This is a genomic window from Bacillus sp. TH13 (assembly GCF_016651175.1).
GTDB classification, from domain to species: Bacteria; Bacillota; Bacilli; order Bacillales; family Bacillaceae_G; genus Bacillus_A; species Bacillus_A thuringiensis_S.
In genome coordinates this window covers 31,808-49,010 of the sequence record NZ_JAEKEJ010000022.1, presented here as the reverse complement: position 1 = coordinate 49,010, position 17,203 = coordinate 31,808, and the positions used below count along the sequence as shown (strand labels likewise).

The window sequence follows — 17,203 nt, the reverse complement described above, 5'->3', positions numbered from 1 at the left end:
GAAAAAATTGCGTTTTAGTAGGCTTCTTTGGCATGCCTAATATTCTATCACTCACTAGTTTTGAAACAAGAATCATTTCGTATCTAGTAATTTACGTTGTTAGCTTGATGGGCATGTGGTGCTACCCCTATATTATCAATCCAGTATGTTATACCTTTGAAGCCTTAAATCTTTTTCCATTACCTGTACCATCTCCCTACTCGAACGTTGAGTAGGTTTTTTTATTGAGTATTATACAGAGAACATAAAAAAACAGGACCTATATAAAGAGCCTGTTTGTATAAACGATTTAAGATTAAGCAGCTTTTTGAACGTTAGCAGCTTGAGTTTCACGAGCACCTTGCTCAACGTCAAACGTTACTTTTTGACCTTCTTCTAAAGATTTGAAGCCTTCACTTTGGATAGCAGAGAAGTGTACGAATACATCGTCTCCATTTTCACGTTCGATAAAGCAAAAACCTTTTTCTGCATTAAACCATTTAACTGTACCTTGTTCTAAGAATTCTGCCTGCGAGCCTTTGCAGTATTCATAATCGAATAACTGATAATTAAAACTAGAATGGCGCAGGCGTGCAAAAATGTATCAAATGAGTTGTCATGTTCTACAATAACTAGACGTATCAAAGCGGTAATACCAATATAAAGAAAATAACGTAAAGGGAAATGATAGTCCTCTAAAAAATATTTAACAATCATTGCGATAAACTCAAAGTACAAAAAGAAAATTAAAATTCTTTCTAGAAGGATGTAGTCGTTGTGAATTCCTCGGTTGAAAATAGAAATATTAATGAAATATAGGATTTCCTTACCAAGCAAAACGCATAATGTGATACCCAGTAAAACTAATGCTATATTTAAGGAAATCTGAAAAATTAAGGGGATTTTGAAATTTGGCCTTTTATTTTTAATTTGTAGTCTCATGTTTCCTCCCTACTCCATATATTTATTTTTTATAATTAAGGAAATAAAAAAAGATTCTAATTAAAGAATCTTTTTGTAGATGTTTGATTATTGTTAAGCTTTTTGAACGTTAGCAGCTTGAGCGCCACGAGCACCTTGCTCAACAGCAAAAGTTACTTTTTGACCTTCGTCTAAAGATTTGAAGCCTTCACTTTGGATAGCAGAGAAGTGTACAAATACATCGTCTCCATTTTCACGCTCGATAAATCCGAAACCTTTTTCTGCATTAAACCATTTAACTGTACCTTGTTCCATTTTTGTTGCCTCCTATTACTATCCTTGCCCAAAGTAATCATCAAGGCGAAAAGTCAAACTTATACTATCCTTTACACCGAACAAAAATAATTCTTTTTTATCATAACAAAAACTGGAAAGGGATGCAAACTATTTTGAATGGTATTCAATTGATAATGAAGATCAAGTTTGAGGATATTGTGAGGGGCGAAGTGGGGGTTCAGCCGAGATACGTGTAAAACTAGGTCATAGTAATACATTTTTTACCAAACGTTGTTTATTGGTGATATTTGTAACATAAATGTTCGTTTTTGTTACGTTTTGTATTTGAAAATATGAAATATCCTAACCGTTGAGCTAGCTGTAACAAAATACTGTATCAAAAAATAATCCCTAACATTATTATTAAAATACCTTTTTGTTACACGATAATCAGATAATGGAAAATAAATGCAGCCTATGGACCCAAATTACATGTATCTCGGCTGAACCCCTATGTAGGAGAATGAACAAGGTTCAGATGTATTAAAGTGTATTTCTCCAGTTGCATGGCAACATATTAATATCTATGGACGCTACGCTATGAGTTTAATAAGAATCATGAATCTATCAATATGAAGGAAATGATCGAGTAGCTAGCTTAATTGAATATAATTTTAGATTAGTAACCAATATTTCTTAGTGTACCTTTTTGGGGAGGGAGGATGTTAATGTAAAAAACAATTTATATTTAAATTAAACTTTAAAATATGTATTTCAAATCTTCTACAATTGAATTGACATATGTCGAATGTAGATAAGTTGTATTTTTGGAGGGATTAGTTATAAGGGGGATTATTGCGTCAAGAGCAAATGTTGTTTTCGAATTTTTTAAACTGCCCCAACTTTACTAGTTGCCGATTTTCTAGCACAGGAATTTCTTTTGAAAAATCGGAGACATCTACAACAATGGTATTAGTTAATACGTTAACTACCGAATCCATTAGTATTACTGAAGAATCATGGCGATAACGGAATTGTATAGAGTCACCAATTTCTATATGTACAGATTTCTTATTCATTAAATAGTTCCTCCTTTATTATATTGGTTGGAATGAATCGGAAATAAAACCCAAAATATATTCCAGAGATTATATATGTAGCTACAACCATAAATATAGATATTCAAAATGTACTGAAGAAGCAAATTTGTGAAGGAATACAATTATCTATACCAAATCATTTACAAGTGACATTATATCGCTTATTCACATTGGTTTTTATAATGATTTTTATTTTTTAGTTAAATGTGATAAAATATTCTTGCTGTGATGAGTTTTTAGGTAACTAATTGTAACCTAGAATCAGCCTTTCTTTTATAATGTATCTGGGAAAGCTCTTACTTACTTGGCGGTGGTGGGGGCTTTTTTATATTTATTGTTAATAGCCAAAACTTCTTAGAAAGAAAGCGGTTTTTTATTTGTTTTTGATAATTTCTAACTATCCTGTTAAAATGTAATTACCGTTGTGTTACAACCGGCCTGTGCTTCTGTAGAGGCTTTTTTTGATGCTAGTTTTAGCGAGCGGGTGCATTGTGCTCCCCCCTTTCTGATGCTTTCATGCATCGGAATATCTAGGAACAGTTGTATTGATGGGAACACCTGCTACTTTGCATTTTATTAACTTAATATTTAAATGATTAAAAAGTTATCTTTTTGCGAATTGGTGTTATTAGTTTGTACGGTCCTCAATTCGACCCTATCTTTATAAAATGAGCCTTGAGTTTCACATTTAAGGCTCATTTTATATTTGTTAGAGTGAGTATGTTTCCTCAACCTTATCTGTGCTGTCATGTACACATCTAGCTTTTATGATTCACAGAATTTTCTTTCGTTCGTATTCATCTCGCTTCTGTTTATTCATAGCCTTACCACCATTTATCTTTTGCTCTCCTAATTTGGTATAATGTTTATATCAACTAAGATAGGAGGAGATAACGCTATGGATAAGAAAGAAATTGCAAAAGATTTAACAATTGCTTTTTTCCAAAACAAGTCAGGTTCAATCCGTTCCATTGATGATGCTGTACTTGTATATGAAAAATTCTACGAAGCTGTGCATAGATCAGCTTCAGTTGTTAGTTACAAAGATATATTACCTGAAGATTACATCTGCAATAAAAAATAACTTTCTGTAAGAGTCGAAGCTCACGCTCCGGCTCTTAACTATTTGGGTATCTTTTCCCATCCCTAAACAAAGGAATAAGCTTAATTCATACGTAATTTAAACATAAAGTCAAAAAGTTGTACTTTGTGACATAATTAAAAATGTAGAATTTTTCATTTCAAAAATACAACTTATCTATATTAAAAACATATCAATACAATTGTAGAAGAATTAACATGTATATTGTAATTAAAACATTCAAGTTTATGAGAAGTGATATTCAAATCGTTTAAAAACTAAACTAGGTGTATAATAAAAGTAAGAATATTGCTGTACCATCATTACATAAAGCAATTACCAAAACTGTAATAATTATTTTGAGTTTTTTTAAAGAGAACCATCAAAGAAAATAAAATAAACAAAAAAAGAGGTATTTTTATGGTACCAGTTACTCAGAGAATTTCTAAAGTTAAACAACCACGAGGAGGCTACATAAAACCAAAAGATGTTGTTGTTACAGATTTGTGACTGTCTGGGAAAGAAATTGGCAGATTTCTTCCCTCAATATTTTAATATATATAAAGTTATAGAGAAAAGGGGTGTGTAGAATGGAAGAAGGTCATATTTCCTTCCAGCAAAGGTTTAAAGAATTTCTTGTTATGATCGTCAGTTTTTGGATCATTATGTTTCTCATGTATGGCGAAAGCCTGTTACTCTAGAATAGAGTCGAAAGTCTAAATATCCTTAGGGAGCTCTCATAGGTGTAAGATCTATGGGGCTTTTTTAATAAGGGGTGTCAGCCGAGATACATGTAAAACTAGGTCATAGTAATACATTTTTTGCTAAACGGTGTTTATCGGTTATATTTGTAACATTATTAGTAAAGCATCTTTTTATTACATTTTAATCCAATAATGGAAATAAAATACACAACATAACCCGAAATTACATGTATCTCGGCTGAACCCCAACACCAAACGCAATACCGAAATTAATCTGAATATTATGTTATTTTATAGTGAAAAGTTATTCTTACAATAAATCAAACAGAAGTTTTATAAAGGGGGACACACCATGTTTAATGAACAACAGTTGCAGTTATGGAGTAAAATATTTGCAATCATCACAGTGATTACAGCTATTATTAATAAATTTGTAATCATACTTCAAAATAAATTAGCTATTCTTATCTTTCTTGAATTTACTGTATTTTGTTTCCTTTTGTTTTTCCTTTATTTACATAAAAACAAAAATAAATCGCTTTTTGTCGTTATTATGTATATAGCCTTTTTAATTTACGTAATAATTTAAAAAGCTGTCCCAAATACGAAATGCACCCCAATCGTTAGACATAGCCTAACAATTGGGGTGCATTTTTTATTTCCAAACTGTTGAATAATGTTCCTTTGTAGTCATTAGTTTTGTTCTTGCAGAATCAGAATAAACATAAACTACAGCTTTTCCATAATAACAATACGCATCCTGCGCCTGATAAATATAAGTTGTGTAATATCTTGTTGAAGGTTTATCATGAAATGTGTTAAATAATTCTGAAGCCGCAGCACTAGCCCACAGATTTTTTAATATACCTCCTGGAATAAGCGCCGCAAGAAATTGTTTCGTATACTCACTTATAGTATCCTCTGTTTTGAATTCCCTTTAAAACTATCAATTAATTTATAATTCATAGAACCAGGATTAGGATGGTAATAATCAGGACTGGGCGGAATCTCTTGGAATGTCGAACTTGGAATTTGGTTTGTTACAAAAGGTTCAAACTCACTATTTGGATTCACTTTAGGAAGCCCCGTGTTTTTTTTATCGATTTTTCAAACAGGATTTTTTGATTCATTGGATTGGAAATATTATGAAGTAATGCCAGGAGTAGAAACCTCATTTAGACCAAATTAATAAACAAAAAGAGTCTGGATTCAGGCTCTTTTTTATGTAGTTTTTTGATGTGGTGAAAACCTTGTAGAGATAGCATCAACATTTCTTATCTTATTGACGGGACCTCTAATATATCTATTTATGTACAGGGTAACTGATCTTGTTTTCAATAAGGCCTCACCATATCAAAAAAAGAAAATTGTACGTTTAGACACAATTTGGACATATTCTAATCAGGTCCTGTACCTTAAGGATACAAAATGTTAAACCTATAAACACCTAGTGATCTCAGTATGTGCATATGAGATTACTAGGTGTTTATCATTACGTGTTCAAAGGTGTAGGAAGCATTTGATTTCTCCTTCATTTTTTAGGTTTATTTAGGTTTCATAAACTTTAAAGCAGAACCTTAAACAGATACTCAAATGGAGTAAATAATTAAAAGGGCCCATCTTATAGTGGGCCCTTCTGTTAATTAGGTTTTTCATCTGAATTTATTAACTTAGAAGTATCGAAGTTTTTAATTTCATTAGAGAAATCTGACAGTCTTTGTTCGTAAACTTTCTTACTAGTGATTGGTTCAGTAGTTGCTAATTGTTTTATAATCCAATCATTTACATGTCTATAATAATGTGTTTGATCGGACATATAATTAGAAAGATTATACGTAACTTCTTTTGCATCCTGGAAATCGTACAAGTGTAAAAGTAACAGAGAATGGAAAAGAAACAAAATCAATTACAGCAACATTTAACGAAGGAAATCAGCTTGTCAAATTTGGAAACGAATCTCTTACGTATGACCCAAATGGGAACCGTACATCTGACGGTAAATACACATATACATGGAATGAAGCGGACCAACTGATTGCCATAACGAAAAAAGGGGAAAGTCAACCGTTCGCAACATACAAATATGATGATGATAACCGTCGTATTGAAAAGAATGTCAATGGTGCAATTACACGTTACTTTTATGACGGTGACAGCATCAACCCGTTATATGAAACAGATGGAAGTGGAAATGTTCTTCGTCAATATGTATACTCAATAGACGGTACTCGTCTAGCGATGAAATCACAAGGACAAACGTTATTCTATCACTATAGTCCACGTGGTGACGTCTTAGCGATGACAGACGCAACCGGACAAGTAGTCGCAAACTATGAATATGATGCATGGGGGAACGTCTTAAAGAGTGACGCAAAAGGTATCGCAGCAGACAATCCATTTGGATATGCAGGGTACATGTATGATAAAGAAATTGGCATGTATTACTTAATTGCTCGTTACTATAACCCAGAACATGGTGTGTTTTTATCAGTAGATCCTGATCCAGGTGATGAGGATGATCCAATTACCATGAATGGCTACACATATGCTGATAACAATCCCGTGATGAACATTGATCCTGATGGTCATTTAGCATGGTTTGCTCCACTTGCTATACATGGGGCTAGAATGGCTGCTCCACATGTTATGAGATATGCTGGGCGTGTAACAGCTAAGCATTTGGCTAAAAGGCATACCGTGTATGTTTTGAAAAATAGTGCAGGTAAAGTTAGATATGTTGGAAGAACCGTTAATCCAGCTGCTAGAAAATTAGCACATAAAGCAAAATATCCTGACCTAAAATTTACACGTGTAAGACGTAATTTAAATTATTTTGAAGCAAGAGGTATGGAACAACGCTTCTATTTGAAATATGGTGGGAAGAAAAAATTATTAAATTCAATTAGACCGGTAAGTAAAAAGAATAAAAATTATAAATTTTATATGCAGCAGAGTCGTGCGAAATATAAAAAGTGGAAATAAGTAAGAATTTTGTTTTTGCTTTGAACAGAGCGGCATGAAAAATATCCCTCTAAAAGAATTAGAGGGATATTTTTCAAAATGTTTTATTTTATTTATATTTAATTAATGTTGAACTTAAGTAATATTTGAAGGAGTGTAATTAATGTTTCCGATAGGTGAACAACCGAATATTGTTAAAGACTTAGTTGGAATAAATCATGATGTAAAAGAGTTAGCTATTAGCGGTAAAACAAAGAATATAGAACTATTAGGAGAATTAAAAATTAGGGATTTATGGATTTTTACAGTAAATCAAACGCAGTTTGATAAAATTATGGAGTATGTTAATCCAGAGATACTCTATATCGATGAAATGAGGGTAGAGAATTTATCGAAACTACAAAAAATGTCTAATTTAAGAAGATTATATTTAGGTTGGAATCCTAAGAATACAGATTTATGGGATTTGAGTTATAATAACAACCTTTCTTATCTATTGATACAAGGTTTCTCTAAATTAGAAGATTTATCGCCAATAAAAGATGGAAAGAAGTTAGAAGGTCTTTTTTTGGGAGGAGCAATAATGAAAACTCTTAATGTAAAAACATTAGATCCAATCGGTGATTTAGTAGAACTAAATGAATTAACTTTAATGAATATTAAAGTTAAAGATCATTCTTTAGAGCCATTAATGAATTTGAAAAAGCTTAAGAAATTAAACTTATCCAATCAATTCCCTATGGAGGAATACGCCAAATTATCGGTCGTATTACAAAATACAGAATGTGAATTTTTCAAACCATATGTACGCATGGAGTCCACAGAAGGAAAGGATATAATGATGATTGGTAGAAAAAGACCTTTTCTTAATTCAAAGACAGATATTGAGAAAATAAAAAAATATGAACAAGAATTCAAAAATATACAAGATGAATTTAGAAATAAAATCAAATGAATTTTGTAACTAAATGAAAATATATAAAGTGAAATATTTAACAGGAAAAAGACAAATTAGAAAAGAAACATGGATTTGTCGAAGAAATACACTATAAATTGGTCTGAAGGAGATTTATAATGTTAGAAACAATTTATGAAAAACAGGAACGAGAAAAACAGGACATAGCAACGCTAACTGCTTTGAAGAACGCAGGATCTAATTTAGCAAAGGTACATTACCTAGAACATTATTTTTTAGTAGATACTATAGAAATTGCAGAAAAAATTGCAGAGGTACTACATGTCAAAGGTTATGATATTTATGAACCATCTGAACAACTTTCAGAAGATGGGTTACGTTACTATGTATTTATAGTGGGGAAAAATTGTATACCAACAAAAGAAAAGGTTTGGGAAGAAACAAAACACATGGCGAAGTTAGCAATTTTATATAGTGGAACAAGTACTAGTTATGATGGCTGGGAAACACAAGTAATAGAATAAGTTCGGTGGTAAGGTTTGAAAAAAGCATAAACAGAACAATGTTTAGGTAATAGCTAGTAATTGTTGAAGTTCATTGTACATTGAAAAGGCGGAGTCTCTTGGAAGACTTCTAATAATTTCTCAAAGTCTATTTTATAAAAGAAGAATCCATTTTGGGTTCTTCTTTTTATTTGTACATAAAGGGGGGAGTGAGACGTTTCGTGTTCTAGTCCATCAGATAATTTAGGGAACCGAAAATGTTTTAATGAAAATATAAGTTAAGCAAAATGGAATATAAAGTGATCCGAATCTCCTACTCTAAGGAGTATTAGGCTCATATGTTTTATTTGGCCTCTTCATATTCCTTCATTATTTTATAAAACGTGTTTTTCTTTAGCTCTAACATTTCCATAAACATAACAGCAGTTATTTCTCCACTTTTCCATTTTGAATGAGTTTCTTCTATTATATTCATTTGTTGTTTGCTTAAGGTCGAAAGGTTCACCTGAGGACGGCCTAAATGTTTTCCTTGTGACTTAGCTACCGCAATCCCCTCAGCTTGTCGCTGACGAATTTTTTTACGCTCTTGATCTGCAACATAAGAAAGTAAAGATAAAAATTGATCCTCCATTAATCTGCCCATATCCCCCATTTCACGAAACTTCCGGCTATCAAACAATGCTTCATTTTCTAAAACAACAATATCGGCTTGTAATTCTCTTGTTATGTATTTCCACTCTGAAATGACTTCATCGTAATTTCGCCCCATACGATCCAAAGCATCTATGTACACAATATCACCTTGACTCAATATTTTTCTTAATAATTGATATTGGGGGCGATCAAAATTTCGTCCACTTGCTTTATCGACAAAAATGCGTCGAGCTTCCACTCCTCGTTCCATCATCTTATGTAACTGACGTTGTTCATTTTGTTCTTTTGTACTTACACGTATATATCCATAAATATTTGCCACGTTTTATATTCTCCTTACATTTGTTACCATAATTATACCATTTTCGTTTATAAAGGTGTTAGTTAAAAATAAACGTTTATAAAATAATTCGAATCACCTTTGTAAACTTGATGTTTCAACGTTTCATAGATAGGGCCCTGCGGTTTGTAAAGGTATACCTTTACAAACCACGAGCACTTTTCCCATTAGTGAAAGTAATATTCCAGTTGACATTTTAGAAAACATCGAATTTCCAGTACCAAATAATCCCTATTTAACCGAAAAATAGTCTTAGCGTACAGAATCCGCGAAATATTGGGGCGATCCCTATATATGAAGACGATATAATGAGTTTTACAAAACTAAGAAAATGTTAAACCCATAAAAACCCGTTGTATCATGTGTATGTACTGATATAACGGGTTTTTTATATGAATATTTAACTGTCTATTTTACTAATTATAAAAAAAATGAACTTAGTTTTACTTTTTAGGGGTACTACTTCATGTAAAATGGACATTTTATTTATATTTTTGATAGATTTCTTGCGAAATATGTACCTAGAGCGGTATTTAAATTTAAATGTGATACGATTGTTGTATAGTAGCAAGCATTAAAAGAAAAGTAGATACAAATAGTGGGCGTATTTCATGTATAACTTACAAGAAGATATGTATGAGCAATTGAAAGAGAAAAAAGGGGAAATTACTGTATTTTTACAGAATGGCGTTCCAATACGTGGGCAGATCCTTGCAATGGATAAATTCACAGTTCTTATGATGGTTCATGGTAAGCAATATCTAATCTACAAGCAATCTATTTCCACAATTCTTAAGTAATTCTTGTTCCTTTTTCGAGGAAAGAGGAACTAACAAAAAAAAGAAGATTGAGATCAATCTTCTTTAGAAAAAGGAACAGATGACAGATTACTACTCCAACTCATAATCAATTATAAATAAGGGTACATAAATATTCAATACGTTCTGAATTTTCTCAATGTATTTGTCTTATTTTTTAATTATAATATAAGTAGGGGTACAGCCGAGATACGTGTAAAAATAGGTTATAAACTTACTTTTATTTACATTTAAGTGGAGATATACGCTAAATCAATTTTGCAGAACTTTATACGATTAGAAGGCAAAGAAAAAATCGAGTTTCTAGGAACCGACTTTTTTATATAGCATATTAAAGGTTTAATTTGTTCTTTCTAATGTACTCTTCCAGACTATTTATATTTTGAGTTTCCTCTGCTAATGCGATATACCCGTCAGGTCTAATCAGAAAAGCAGATCCCAATTTAATACCTGCTTTTTGTACCTTTTGAGTATAAGGGAATGTATACAAAAGAAGGTTATTTTCTTCTGCAAACTTACTAAAATTAGGGGCTACATCTCCATATACGTGTAACTGCCAATCAAAAGATTCAAGTGGTGCAAAATTATCTGTATCATCAAAAGGAATCCATGGTAAACGATCGCCTCCATGAATTTTACCTGTATTTCCTTTAGAAAGTTGACTATTTCGATAGTTAATCCTTATTTGTGAAATAACTTTAAACATCATCTTTCTAACTATCGAAAACCTAGTCATCCTTGGAAAGATAATTGGTATTACGTATTGCCGAGAGAACTTTTCAAACCTACCGTTACCAACAATTGAAGAAAAAACTTTATCTGTTGTTGCTACTAAAAGTTTGGCAAATGTCATTCTTTCTGGTTCATAGGAATCTAGAATAGATTCACTAGCTTTCCCTTGAATTACTGCTCCAAGCTTCCATGATAAATTAATTGCATCACCAATGCCTGTATTCATTCCTTGTCCTCCTGCTGGGCTATGTATGTGCGCAGCATCTCCTGCAATGAAAACACGTCCTTTTCTAAAATTTTCACTTACTCTATGATGTACTTTATATGTTGAATACCAATTTACTTTCGTAATTTCTAATTCCATATTTTTTTGGATATAAGGTTTAATTAAAGAAAAATCAGCTTCTAAATTTTCTTTGTGCATCAAATCCTCAGGTATTATTCCAATTAAGCGTAACGATCCAGCAGTCCGAATTGGCATAAGAATCCCAAATCCGTTTTTCAAGAGCCTCATTTGAAACCCAGCACTTTCTTGGTTGTGAGTTTGCACATCAGCTACGTAAAACATTTGCTTATATGAGCCACCAGGGAAATTCAAATTTAATCCTTTTCTGACGGAACTGTGTGCACCATCGCATCCACATAAATAGCCATAAATATTTTCTTCTTCCACACCATTTTTTATGGTAATAACGTTAACATGGTCATTTTTCTGATGAAATGATACAAGCTCTGTGTTCCATTCTACATTGACCCCTTTTGCTGCTAATTGGTCGATTAGCAGCTGTTCATGCTCATCTTGAGGAAAACTCAACACAAAGGGATATGGGCTTTGTCCTTTCCCCATATTCTCAAAGTTGACCGTAGCCTTCATTGTTGTATTTCTATAAAATTTCATATTAACTGATTTGATTCCTTTTTCCACAACTTGTTCTGCAAATCCAAATTGCCGATAGAATTCTAATGTTCTTGCTTGTACAGCCAAAGCTCTTGAAGCTTCTCCAGGCCCTTTATTTTTATCGATGATTCTAAAAGGGATTCCTTGCTTTACAAGTCCAATAGCTAAAACTAACCCAGTTGGTCCAGCTCCAACAATTAATAATTGACTCTTCATAAATCTCCCTCCTGATAATTAATCAATTTTTCATAGTTGCTTTTATTTTCACAGAAGTAATTCATGCGAGTATGGTACCTACCAAACTAAAGAAAAGTCTAATATTTCTTCAGTTCATTATTCTTATTTGTCTATTTCTATTTATATGATTTTGTTTAGGAAAATAGGAGGGGGATTACTTGTGTGATATATGCATATTGACTTGCGAATTGTTCGTACAAGTCCAGGTAACAACGTTGTTTCAATTCGGGGATTATGTAATTGATTTACAGAATATCCCTCATCCGATAGAAGAAACGATTCCTGTATAACTTCAGTAGGTAGTATATGTAAAAAAATGTAAGTCTATGACCCATTTTTACACGTATCTCGGCTGAACCCCTAAGTAATTCTTTTTATTATTATATACTTGTTCTTTCCTGTTGCAGAATCCTTATCACAAGGATTCTATTTTTTTGCATTAAATTTCTACAAACAAAAAAAGATAAGATTGGAGAATACGATCTTATCTTCAGCACAAGGAGTAAACATAAGTGATAACCATTATATTTTTATTATACTTTAATTTTTGTTAATTTTGAATATTGAAACCGTAATTCACAAGTATATCTATATTGAGAAATTTATTACAAAATTAGTTATAAAATGATTCAAAACTCCAATGTAAACTTTTAGCCAAAACTTTACTTTCAGTTCCCCTTAAACATTGGCTTTTATCTAATTTTATTGATATTATAAAATTAGATAAAAAAGTATACATTCAAATCATTGAAAATAAAGGGATTGAAAAACAGATGGATAAAAAGCAACATTTAATTGATGTACAACCAATTCGAAGCAAAGAACAGCTCGAAGACATGAAATGGTCTCTTAAACGTCATTGTTCAGATCGTGATTACATTTTATTTCTAATTGGTATTAATACGGGGGTACGCGTAAGTGATTTACTTAAAATGGAAACGAGTGAAATTTTAAAACTAAAGCGAAAAAAACGGAAAGAATTTAAAGTGAAAGAAGGAAAGACAAACAAGGAGCGTATCATAAATATTACATCCATTTTTGAGGAAGTACTTCCATATGCTGAAAATCTAAAAAGTACCTGGCTATTTCCTTCTAGAAAAGGGGATAAACCCATTAGTAAAATTCAAGCCTATCGACAATTACAAAAAGCCGGAGATTTTGCCGGGGTAGAATCTTTAGGTACTCATACCATGCGTAAAACATTTGGATATTGGTTTTACAAGCAAACAAAAGATATTGCTATGTTACAAGAAATATTGAATCATAGTACACCACAAATTACACTAAGATATATCGGGATTAATAAGGAAGAAAAAGATAATGTACTTGATACATTCCGCATCTAGTTTAAATTAGATGCTTCTTTATTTTCGGAGAATCGATAAGACGGATATGCAATTATGCATATCCGTCTTTATTATTTTAATAGTAATAAAATCTAATATATAATTAAAAAGTTTTTAATGAATTAATAAGGAGATGCGAGTATGAAGAAAGTCATAGGACTTATAGTATCATTATTTTTATTATTTTCTACCTATGCACCAACGTTTACAGAAGCAGCCGAAGTTTTAAATAAGGTTGGCTGGGTGAAGGAGAAAGAGAATTGGTATTATTACGAAAAAGATGGCAGTAAAAGAACAGAAACAATCACATTAGATGGCATAGAATATGAATTCTTCAAAGATGGTAGGTTGTTTGAAGGGAAAAAACAAGTCGGAAATGAATGGCTTCATTATAAAGAACCTGGAAAATTACAAACAGGATGGAGTTTTTCAGCAACAGCTTGGAGTTATATACGTGATGGGAAATATGCAACTGGTGTTATTACCCATCAAGGGAAACAATTTGAAATTAATAAATACGGAGAAATGGAAAAAGGTTGGGTTACATTACGTTCTAAAATTAAAAGAATGTATCCTAAACCAGAAACAAAATTTTTATTTGAGTCGAAGCCAGTAAAAGACGGAGATGTACTAGAGGTTATTGGTAAACAAGGTATTTGGTATCAAGTAAAATACCAAGGGGAAATAGGGTATGTAAGAATTTTTGAATCTGTAGTTATAGGAGAAAATCCCACACGTTCTTGGGATGTTGTAAAAGAAGGAACAAGCCTTACGCGATTTATACTAACGGAGTATAAAAAAGATCCTGAAAAATACTTTCCTCCAAATGTAATTAAAAATCAGGAGAAAGAACTCCATGAGCTAACAGAGAACGTAAATAATGTGTATTATGATTTCCAACAATTAAAATCTATGTTGTTATTTGATAATGCAAAAGGATGGGTACAAGAAGAGGGGAAATGGACGTATTATTTAAAAAATGGTAGTCGTGTAACAGGTCTTCAGACCATTGATAATAAACAATACTATTTTGGACCTGATGGTTTTATGCAAACCGGTTGGATTGATAAAGGTGGCGCAAAATATTATGCGAATGAATCCGGTGCGTTACAAAAGGGTATCCAATATATTGATGGGAAAATGCATTACTTTGATCAAAGTGGTATCTTATCCCGAGGTATGCAACAAGTAGATGGAAAACCGTACTACTTTAGTTATGAGAGTGAACCAAAAAGCGGTTGGATGAAGTTAGAATATGACTGGTATCTGTTACATCCAACTGGTGCTTTACAAACAGGAGATTTTACTTATAAAGACAAGGTTTTCTCTTTTAATAAAGATGGAGAAATGATAAAAGGTTGGATTACATTAGAATCTCTTGTAAAAAAAGTATATCCAGAACCAGATTTAAAGAAAGTTTTACGAGCAAAGCGTGTGGATACTGGTGAATTAATAGAAGTAACAGGAAAAGTTGGTTCTTGGTATGAAGTAAAGTATAAAGGTGAAAAAGGGTATGTACGTATCCATGATGCCATTATTTTTGACCAAGAAGCAAAGACACCGTTATCTTTATTAGACGGTAAATTGAAGATTTTTGAAGGTGTTTTTAACTACATCAAAAGTGACGAGCCTTTACTCAATAATACATTAAAAACTCTACAAGATTTAGAAAATAGTACAACTGATTCGATTGAATTGTGGAATAATGTTGCAAAAGACGCTGAAGATGCGAAACGTGACCTAGAAGAACAAAAAAAACAAGTACTAGAATTTGATCAAAAAATGAAAGTTCTGGGACAAAAAATAAAAAATGATTGGGACCGTTTAACAAAAGAAGAGATGCGACAGCTGATAGAAATGTTTCAGGCTGATGCTGAAAGAGCTGGTATATTCGGAGAAGAACAAGCAAATCATTTTTCAGAACAAATTTTAAGAAGATCTCATGAAATGGTTCGATTCATGGAAGAAGTGCAAAAATCTCTTACTCAAATGGTAGAGTTTAACAATCAAATTTATGACGTAATTAGAGAAGATATACAAAACGTAGGAAAGTTTCAAGACCAATGTAATATTTATTTAAAACAAATTGCAGATTCGATTCATGAATTAGCAGAGAGTCATAAGCGTATTCAGCAAGTATTACACGACAATGGTACATTTGAGGATTTAGGAAACATTGCAACAAGTACGATTCGATTAAAACACTCTATAGATGCGGCGAAACCTGGGATGGAGGAACTTGTACAAGTAACAAGAAAAAATGTTCCAGTCATAGCAAAAGATTTACAAGCATTTCAAGAAAGAGTACCGGGTATTTATAATGATGTAAATACGGGGTTAGATTTTGGAAATGCATTTATGGATACAGCTTCTAAAGTTGTCCAACATAAGTATAATATTCCTGCAACAGCCATCAGTGTTGGAAATATTGATTTAAGTAATGCATTGCGTGATTTTGGCGGCGATTCTTCTAGAATATATAATCGCGCGAATGATGGGGACTTATCGTTTATTTTAGATATTACACCAGGTATAGGAACAGGAAAAGAAATTGGACAGTTAATCAAAGGTGAAGATCTGGTAACAGGTAGGAAATATGGACCAGAAGATTATGGCTGGGGGACACTATCCGTTGTATCAGGTGGTACTTCACGTATAATTGGTAAAGTTGTAGGGAAAATTGGTGACCTTGAAAAGAAAGGAAAGGCTATTGAAAATGCAACAAAAGGGACTTCAGGTATTGGATGGAGCATGCCAAGAGGGGGAGGAGTAATCAATGGTCGAAAGTATACTGAGCATGCTTTAGAAAGAATGGCTCCAGATACTCTTGAAATAAGAGCGGAGCTTAATTCAAGAGCTAAGGAAATGGCTGCTAAAAAGGGATATAAACTAGGTTCTGCGGAATATAACGAGCTATTTTCTAAAATTGACCCTCGTGGTATGACACCTAATGTAGTTGAAGATATTATCAAAACGGGTTCTCGTGCTCCGGCTGATACACCTGGCACATGGAAATATAGTAGAGCAGATGGTTATGTTATACTTAATGATAACGGGGATGTTATTACTGCTGTTCCCGCAAAGAAAAAATAATAAAAGTTTTTTTACGGTGCAGAAGGTTGGTTATAAACATTGGATATTAAATATGATGAATACGAACTATTAGAGTTATTCGAGAGTGAACCAGAAGACTTTTTGATTGAAGGTGCAGGTGTGTATCTTTATCGTAAAATGGATCACTTAGGATTTAAATTAGTAATGATTATGTCAGTTTATGAGAATACAATTAAATTAAGCCTTTCTTATAATGAAGGATGTGTATTTGACGTTAATATGGAATTTGTAGAACGAGTCTATACTCGCAATGATACACTCCATATCCAGTGCTATGAAGAGAAAAAAGCAATTGAAGTGAGATTCAAACCACATTTTGCAATTAATATTAGAGAATTCTAATCAAAAAATCGTAGGAATTATCATTTCCTACGATTTTTATTATTGAATACTTTTCCAGAGTGGCACCTCGAATCGTTTCCATATCCCAATTACCTATGGAAGTAGGTAATTTTTCTTTGTTATATAGATTTTATATAATAAAGAAGGGAATTAACTAATTGAACAATTGAACAAAAAACTCATCATTCATAACTAAAATATTTTAAACAAACATTTATTTAATTCTCCTACACCAAATTTCTTCATCACATAAATAAAAAAATAAGAATATCCCATTTACA

General features: G+C 32.3%; 14 protein-coding genes and 4 pseudogenes. 10 read left to right on the top strand and 8 right to left on the bottom strand.

What is annotated here, in order from left to right:
• Nucleotides 1-295: 295 nt before the first annotated feature.
• The 4 genes and pseudogenes from JFU02_RS07495 to JFU02_RS07480 form a co-directional block, all read right to left on the bottom strand.
• A pseudogene (locus tag JFU02_RS07495) lies at nucleotides 296-499 on the bottom strand (cold-shock protein); the annotation flags it as partial.
• The gene (psiE, locus tag JFU02_RS07490) at nucleotides 496-921 is read right to left on the bottom strand and encodes a phosphate-starvation-inducible protein PsiE (RefSeq protein ID WP_201070534.1); all 426 of its coding nucleotides are present in this window, start codon (nucleotides 919-921) and stop codon (nucleotides 496-498) included. The gene psiE and the pseudogene JFU02_RS07495, both read right to left, overlap by 4 nt.
• Nucleotides 922-1,014: 93 nt before the next feature.
• Nucleotides 1,015-1,215, bottom strand: a complete 201-nt coding sequence (cspC, locus tag JFU02_RS07485) for a cold shock protein CspC (protein WP_107135145.1) — start codon at nucleotides 1,213-1,215, stop codon at nucleotides 1,015-1,017.
• An 813-nt stretch (nucleotides 1,216-2,028) separates the two neighbouring features.
• Nucleotides 2,029-2,255, bottom strand: a pseudogene (locus JFU02_RS07480) (methyltransferase).
• A gap of 919 nt (nucleotides 2,256-3,174) precedes the next feature.
• On the opposite strand from JFU02_RS07480, the gene JFU02_RS07475 reads away from it, so the two are divergent.
• A complete protein-coding gene (locus tag JFU02_RS07475; RefSeq protein ID WP_201070533.1) occupies nucleotides 3,175-3,360 on the top strand; it encodes a hypothetical protein in 186 nt (61 codons plus the stop codon).
• A gap of 1,053 nt (nucleotides 3,361-4,413) precedes the next feature.
• Nucleotides 4,414-4,650: a hypothetical protein gene (locus JFU02_RS07470; protein ID WP_201070532.1), complete on the top strand. Its 237-nt coding sequence runs from the start codon at nucleotides 4,414-4,416 to the stop codon at nucleotides 4,648-4,650.
• Between the two features lie 320 nt (nucleotides 4,651-4,970).
• On the opposite strand, the gene JFU02_RS07465 is transcribed toward JFU02_RS07470, so the two are convergent.
• Nucleotides 4,971-5,135 carry a hypothetical protein gene (locus JFU02_RS07465; RefSeq protein WP_201070531.1) on the bottom strand — a complete coding sequence of 55 codons (165 nt, stop codon included), beginning with the start codon at nucleotides 5,133-5,135 and terminating at the stop codon, nucleotides 4,971-4,973.
• Between the two features lie 565 nt (nucleotides 5,136-5,700).
• Nucleotides 5,701-5,928, bottom strand: a pseudogene (locus tag JFU02_RS32595) (hypothetical protein); the annotation flags it as partial.
• On the opposite strand from JFU02_RS32595, the pseudogene JFU02_RS07460 reads away from it, so the two are divergent.
• The 3 genes and pseudogenes from JFU02_RS07460 to JFU02_RS07450 form a co-directional block, all read left to right on the top strand.
• Nucleotides 5,916-7,043 (top strand): annotated as a pseudogene (locus JFU02_RS07460) (RHS repeat domain-containing protein); the annotation flags it as partial. The pseudogenes JFU02_RS32595 and JFU02_RS07460 overlap by 13 nt on opposite strands.
• 142 nt (nucleotides 7,044-7,185) lie before the next feature.
• On the top strand, nucleotides 7,186-7,977 hold the full coding sequence (locus JFU02_RS07455) for a leucine-rich repeat domain-containing protein (RefSeq protein WP_201070530.1): 792 nt from the start codon (nucleotides 7,186-7,188) through the stop codon (nucleotides 7,975-7,977).
• A 119-nt stretch (nucleotides 7,978-8,096) separates the two neighbouring features.
• Nucleotides 8,097-8,462 (top strand): ribonuclease E inhibitor RraB, encoded by a 366-nt coding sequence (locus JFU02_RS07450; protein WP_201070527.1) that lies wholly within the window; start codon nucleotides 8,097-8,099, stop codon nucleotides 8,460-8,462.
• Nucleotides 8,463-8,784: 322 nt separating this feature from the next.
• Here JFU02_RS07450 and JFU02_RS07445 read toward each other — a convergent pair whose 3' ends face one another.
• The gene (locus tag JFU02_RS07445; protein WP_201070524.1) at nucleotides 8,785-9,417 is read right to left on the bottom strand and encodes a recombinase family protein; all 633 of its coding nucleotides are present in this window, start codon (nucleotides 9,415-9,417) and stop codon (nucleotides 8,785-8,787) included.
• Nucleotides 9,418-10,046: 629 nt separating this feature from the next.
• Between JFU02_RS07445 and hfq the strand changes: the two genes are divergently transcribed.
• On the top strand, nucleotides 10,047-10,235 hold the full coding sequence (hfq, locus tag JFU02_RS07440) for an RNA chaperone Hfq (protein WP_131229258.1): 189 nt from the start codon (nucleotides 10,047-10,049) through the stop codon (nucleotides 10,233-10,235).
• Between the two features lie 349 nt (nucleotides 10,236-10,584).
• On the opposite strand, the gene JFU02_RS07435 is transcribed toward hfq, so the two are convergent.
• On the bottom strand, nucleotides 10,585-12,099 hold the full coding sequence (locus JFU02_RS07435; protein WP_201070522.1) for an FAD-dependent monooxygenase: 1,515 nt from the start codon (nucleotides 12,097-12,099) through the stop codon (nucleotides 10,585-10,587).
• A 179-nt stretch (nucleotides 12,100-12,278) separates the two neighbouring features.
• On the opposite strand from JFU02_RS07435, the gene JFU02_RS32435 reads away from it, so the two are divergent.
• The 4 genes from JFU02_RS32435 (at nucleotide 12,279) to JFU02_RS07420 (ending at nucleotide 16,922) form a co-directional block, all read left to right on the top strand.
• Complete coding sequence (locus JFU02_RS32435; RefSeq protein ID WP_276571047.1) at nucleotides 12,279-12,410, top strand: hypothetical protein; 132 nt, start codon at nucleotides 12,279-12,281, stop codon at nucleotides 12,408-12,410.
• Nucleotides 12,411-12,893: 483 nt separating this feature from the next.
• Nucleotides 12,894-13,466, top strand: coding sequence for a tyrosine-type recombinase/integrase (locus tag JFU02_RS07430; RefSeq protein ID WP_201070520.1), 573 nt, complete (start codon nucleotides 12,894-12,896; stop codon nucleotides 13,464-13,466).
• Between the two features lie 141 nt (nucleotides 13,467-13,607).
• Nucleotides 13,608-16,559, top strand: coding sequence for a pre-toxin TG domain-containing protein (locus tag JFU02_RS07425; protein ID WP_201070505.1), 2,952 nt, complete (start codon nucleotides 13,608-13,610; stop codon nucleotides 16,557-16,559).
• Nucleotides 16,560-16,598: 39 nt separating this feature from the next.
• Nucleotides 16,599-16,922, top strand: a complete 324-nt coding sequence (locus JFU02_RS07420) for a hypothetical protein (RefSeq protein WP_061667701.1) — start codon at nucleotides 16,599-16,601, stop codon at nucleotides 16,920-16,922.
• The last annotated feature ends 281 nt before the right edge of the window (nucleotides 16,923-17,203 follow it).

Coding starts and splice junctions, on each gene's coding strand:
- psiE (WP_201070534.1), bottom strand. CDS start 921: ATGAGACTACAAATTAAAAATAAAAGGCCAAATTTCAAAATCCCCTTA.
- cspC (WP_107135145.1), bottom strand. CDS start 1,215: ATGGAACAAGGTACAGTTAAATGGTTTAATGCAGAAAAAGGTTTCGGA.
- JFU02_RS07475 (WP_201070533.1), top strand. CDS start 3,175: ATGGATAAGAAAGAAATTGCAAAAGATTTAACAATTGCTTTTTTCCAA.
- JFU02_RS07470 (WP_201070532.1), top strand. CDS start 4,414: ATGTTTAATGAACAACAGTTGCAGTTATGGAGTAAAATATTTGCAATC.
- JFU02_RS07455 (WP_201070530.1), top strand. CDS start 7,186: ATGTTTCCGATAGGTGAACAACCGAATATTGTTAAAGACTTAGTTGGA.
- JFU02_RS07450 (WP_201070527.1), top strand. CDS start 8,097: ATGTTAGAAACAATTTATGAAAAACAGGAACGAGAAAAACAGGACATA.
- hfq (WP_131229258.1), top strand. CDS start 10,047: ATGTATAACTTACAAGAAGATATGTATGAGCAATTGAAAGAGAAAAAA.
- JFU02_RS07435 (WP_201070522.1), bottom strand. CDS start 12,099: ATGAAGAGTCAATTATTAATTGTTGGAGCTGGACCAACTGGGTTAGTT.
- JFU02_RS07430 (WP_201070520.1), top strand. CDS start 12,894: ATGGATAAAAAGCAACATTTAATTGATGTACAACCAATTCGAAGCAAA.
- JFU02_RS07425 (WP_201070505.1), top strand. CDS start 13,608: ATGAAGAAAGTCATAGGACTTATAGTATCATTATTTTTATTATTTTCT.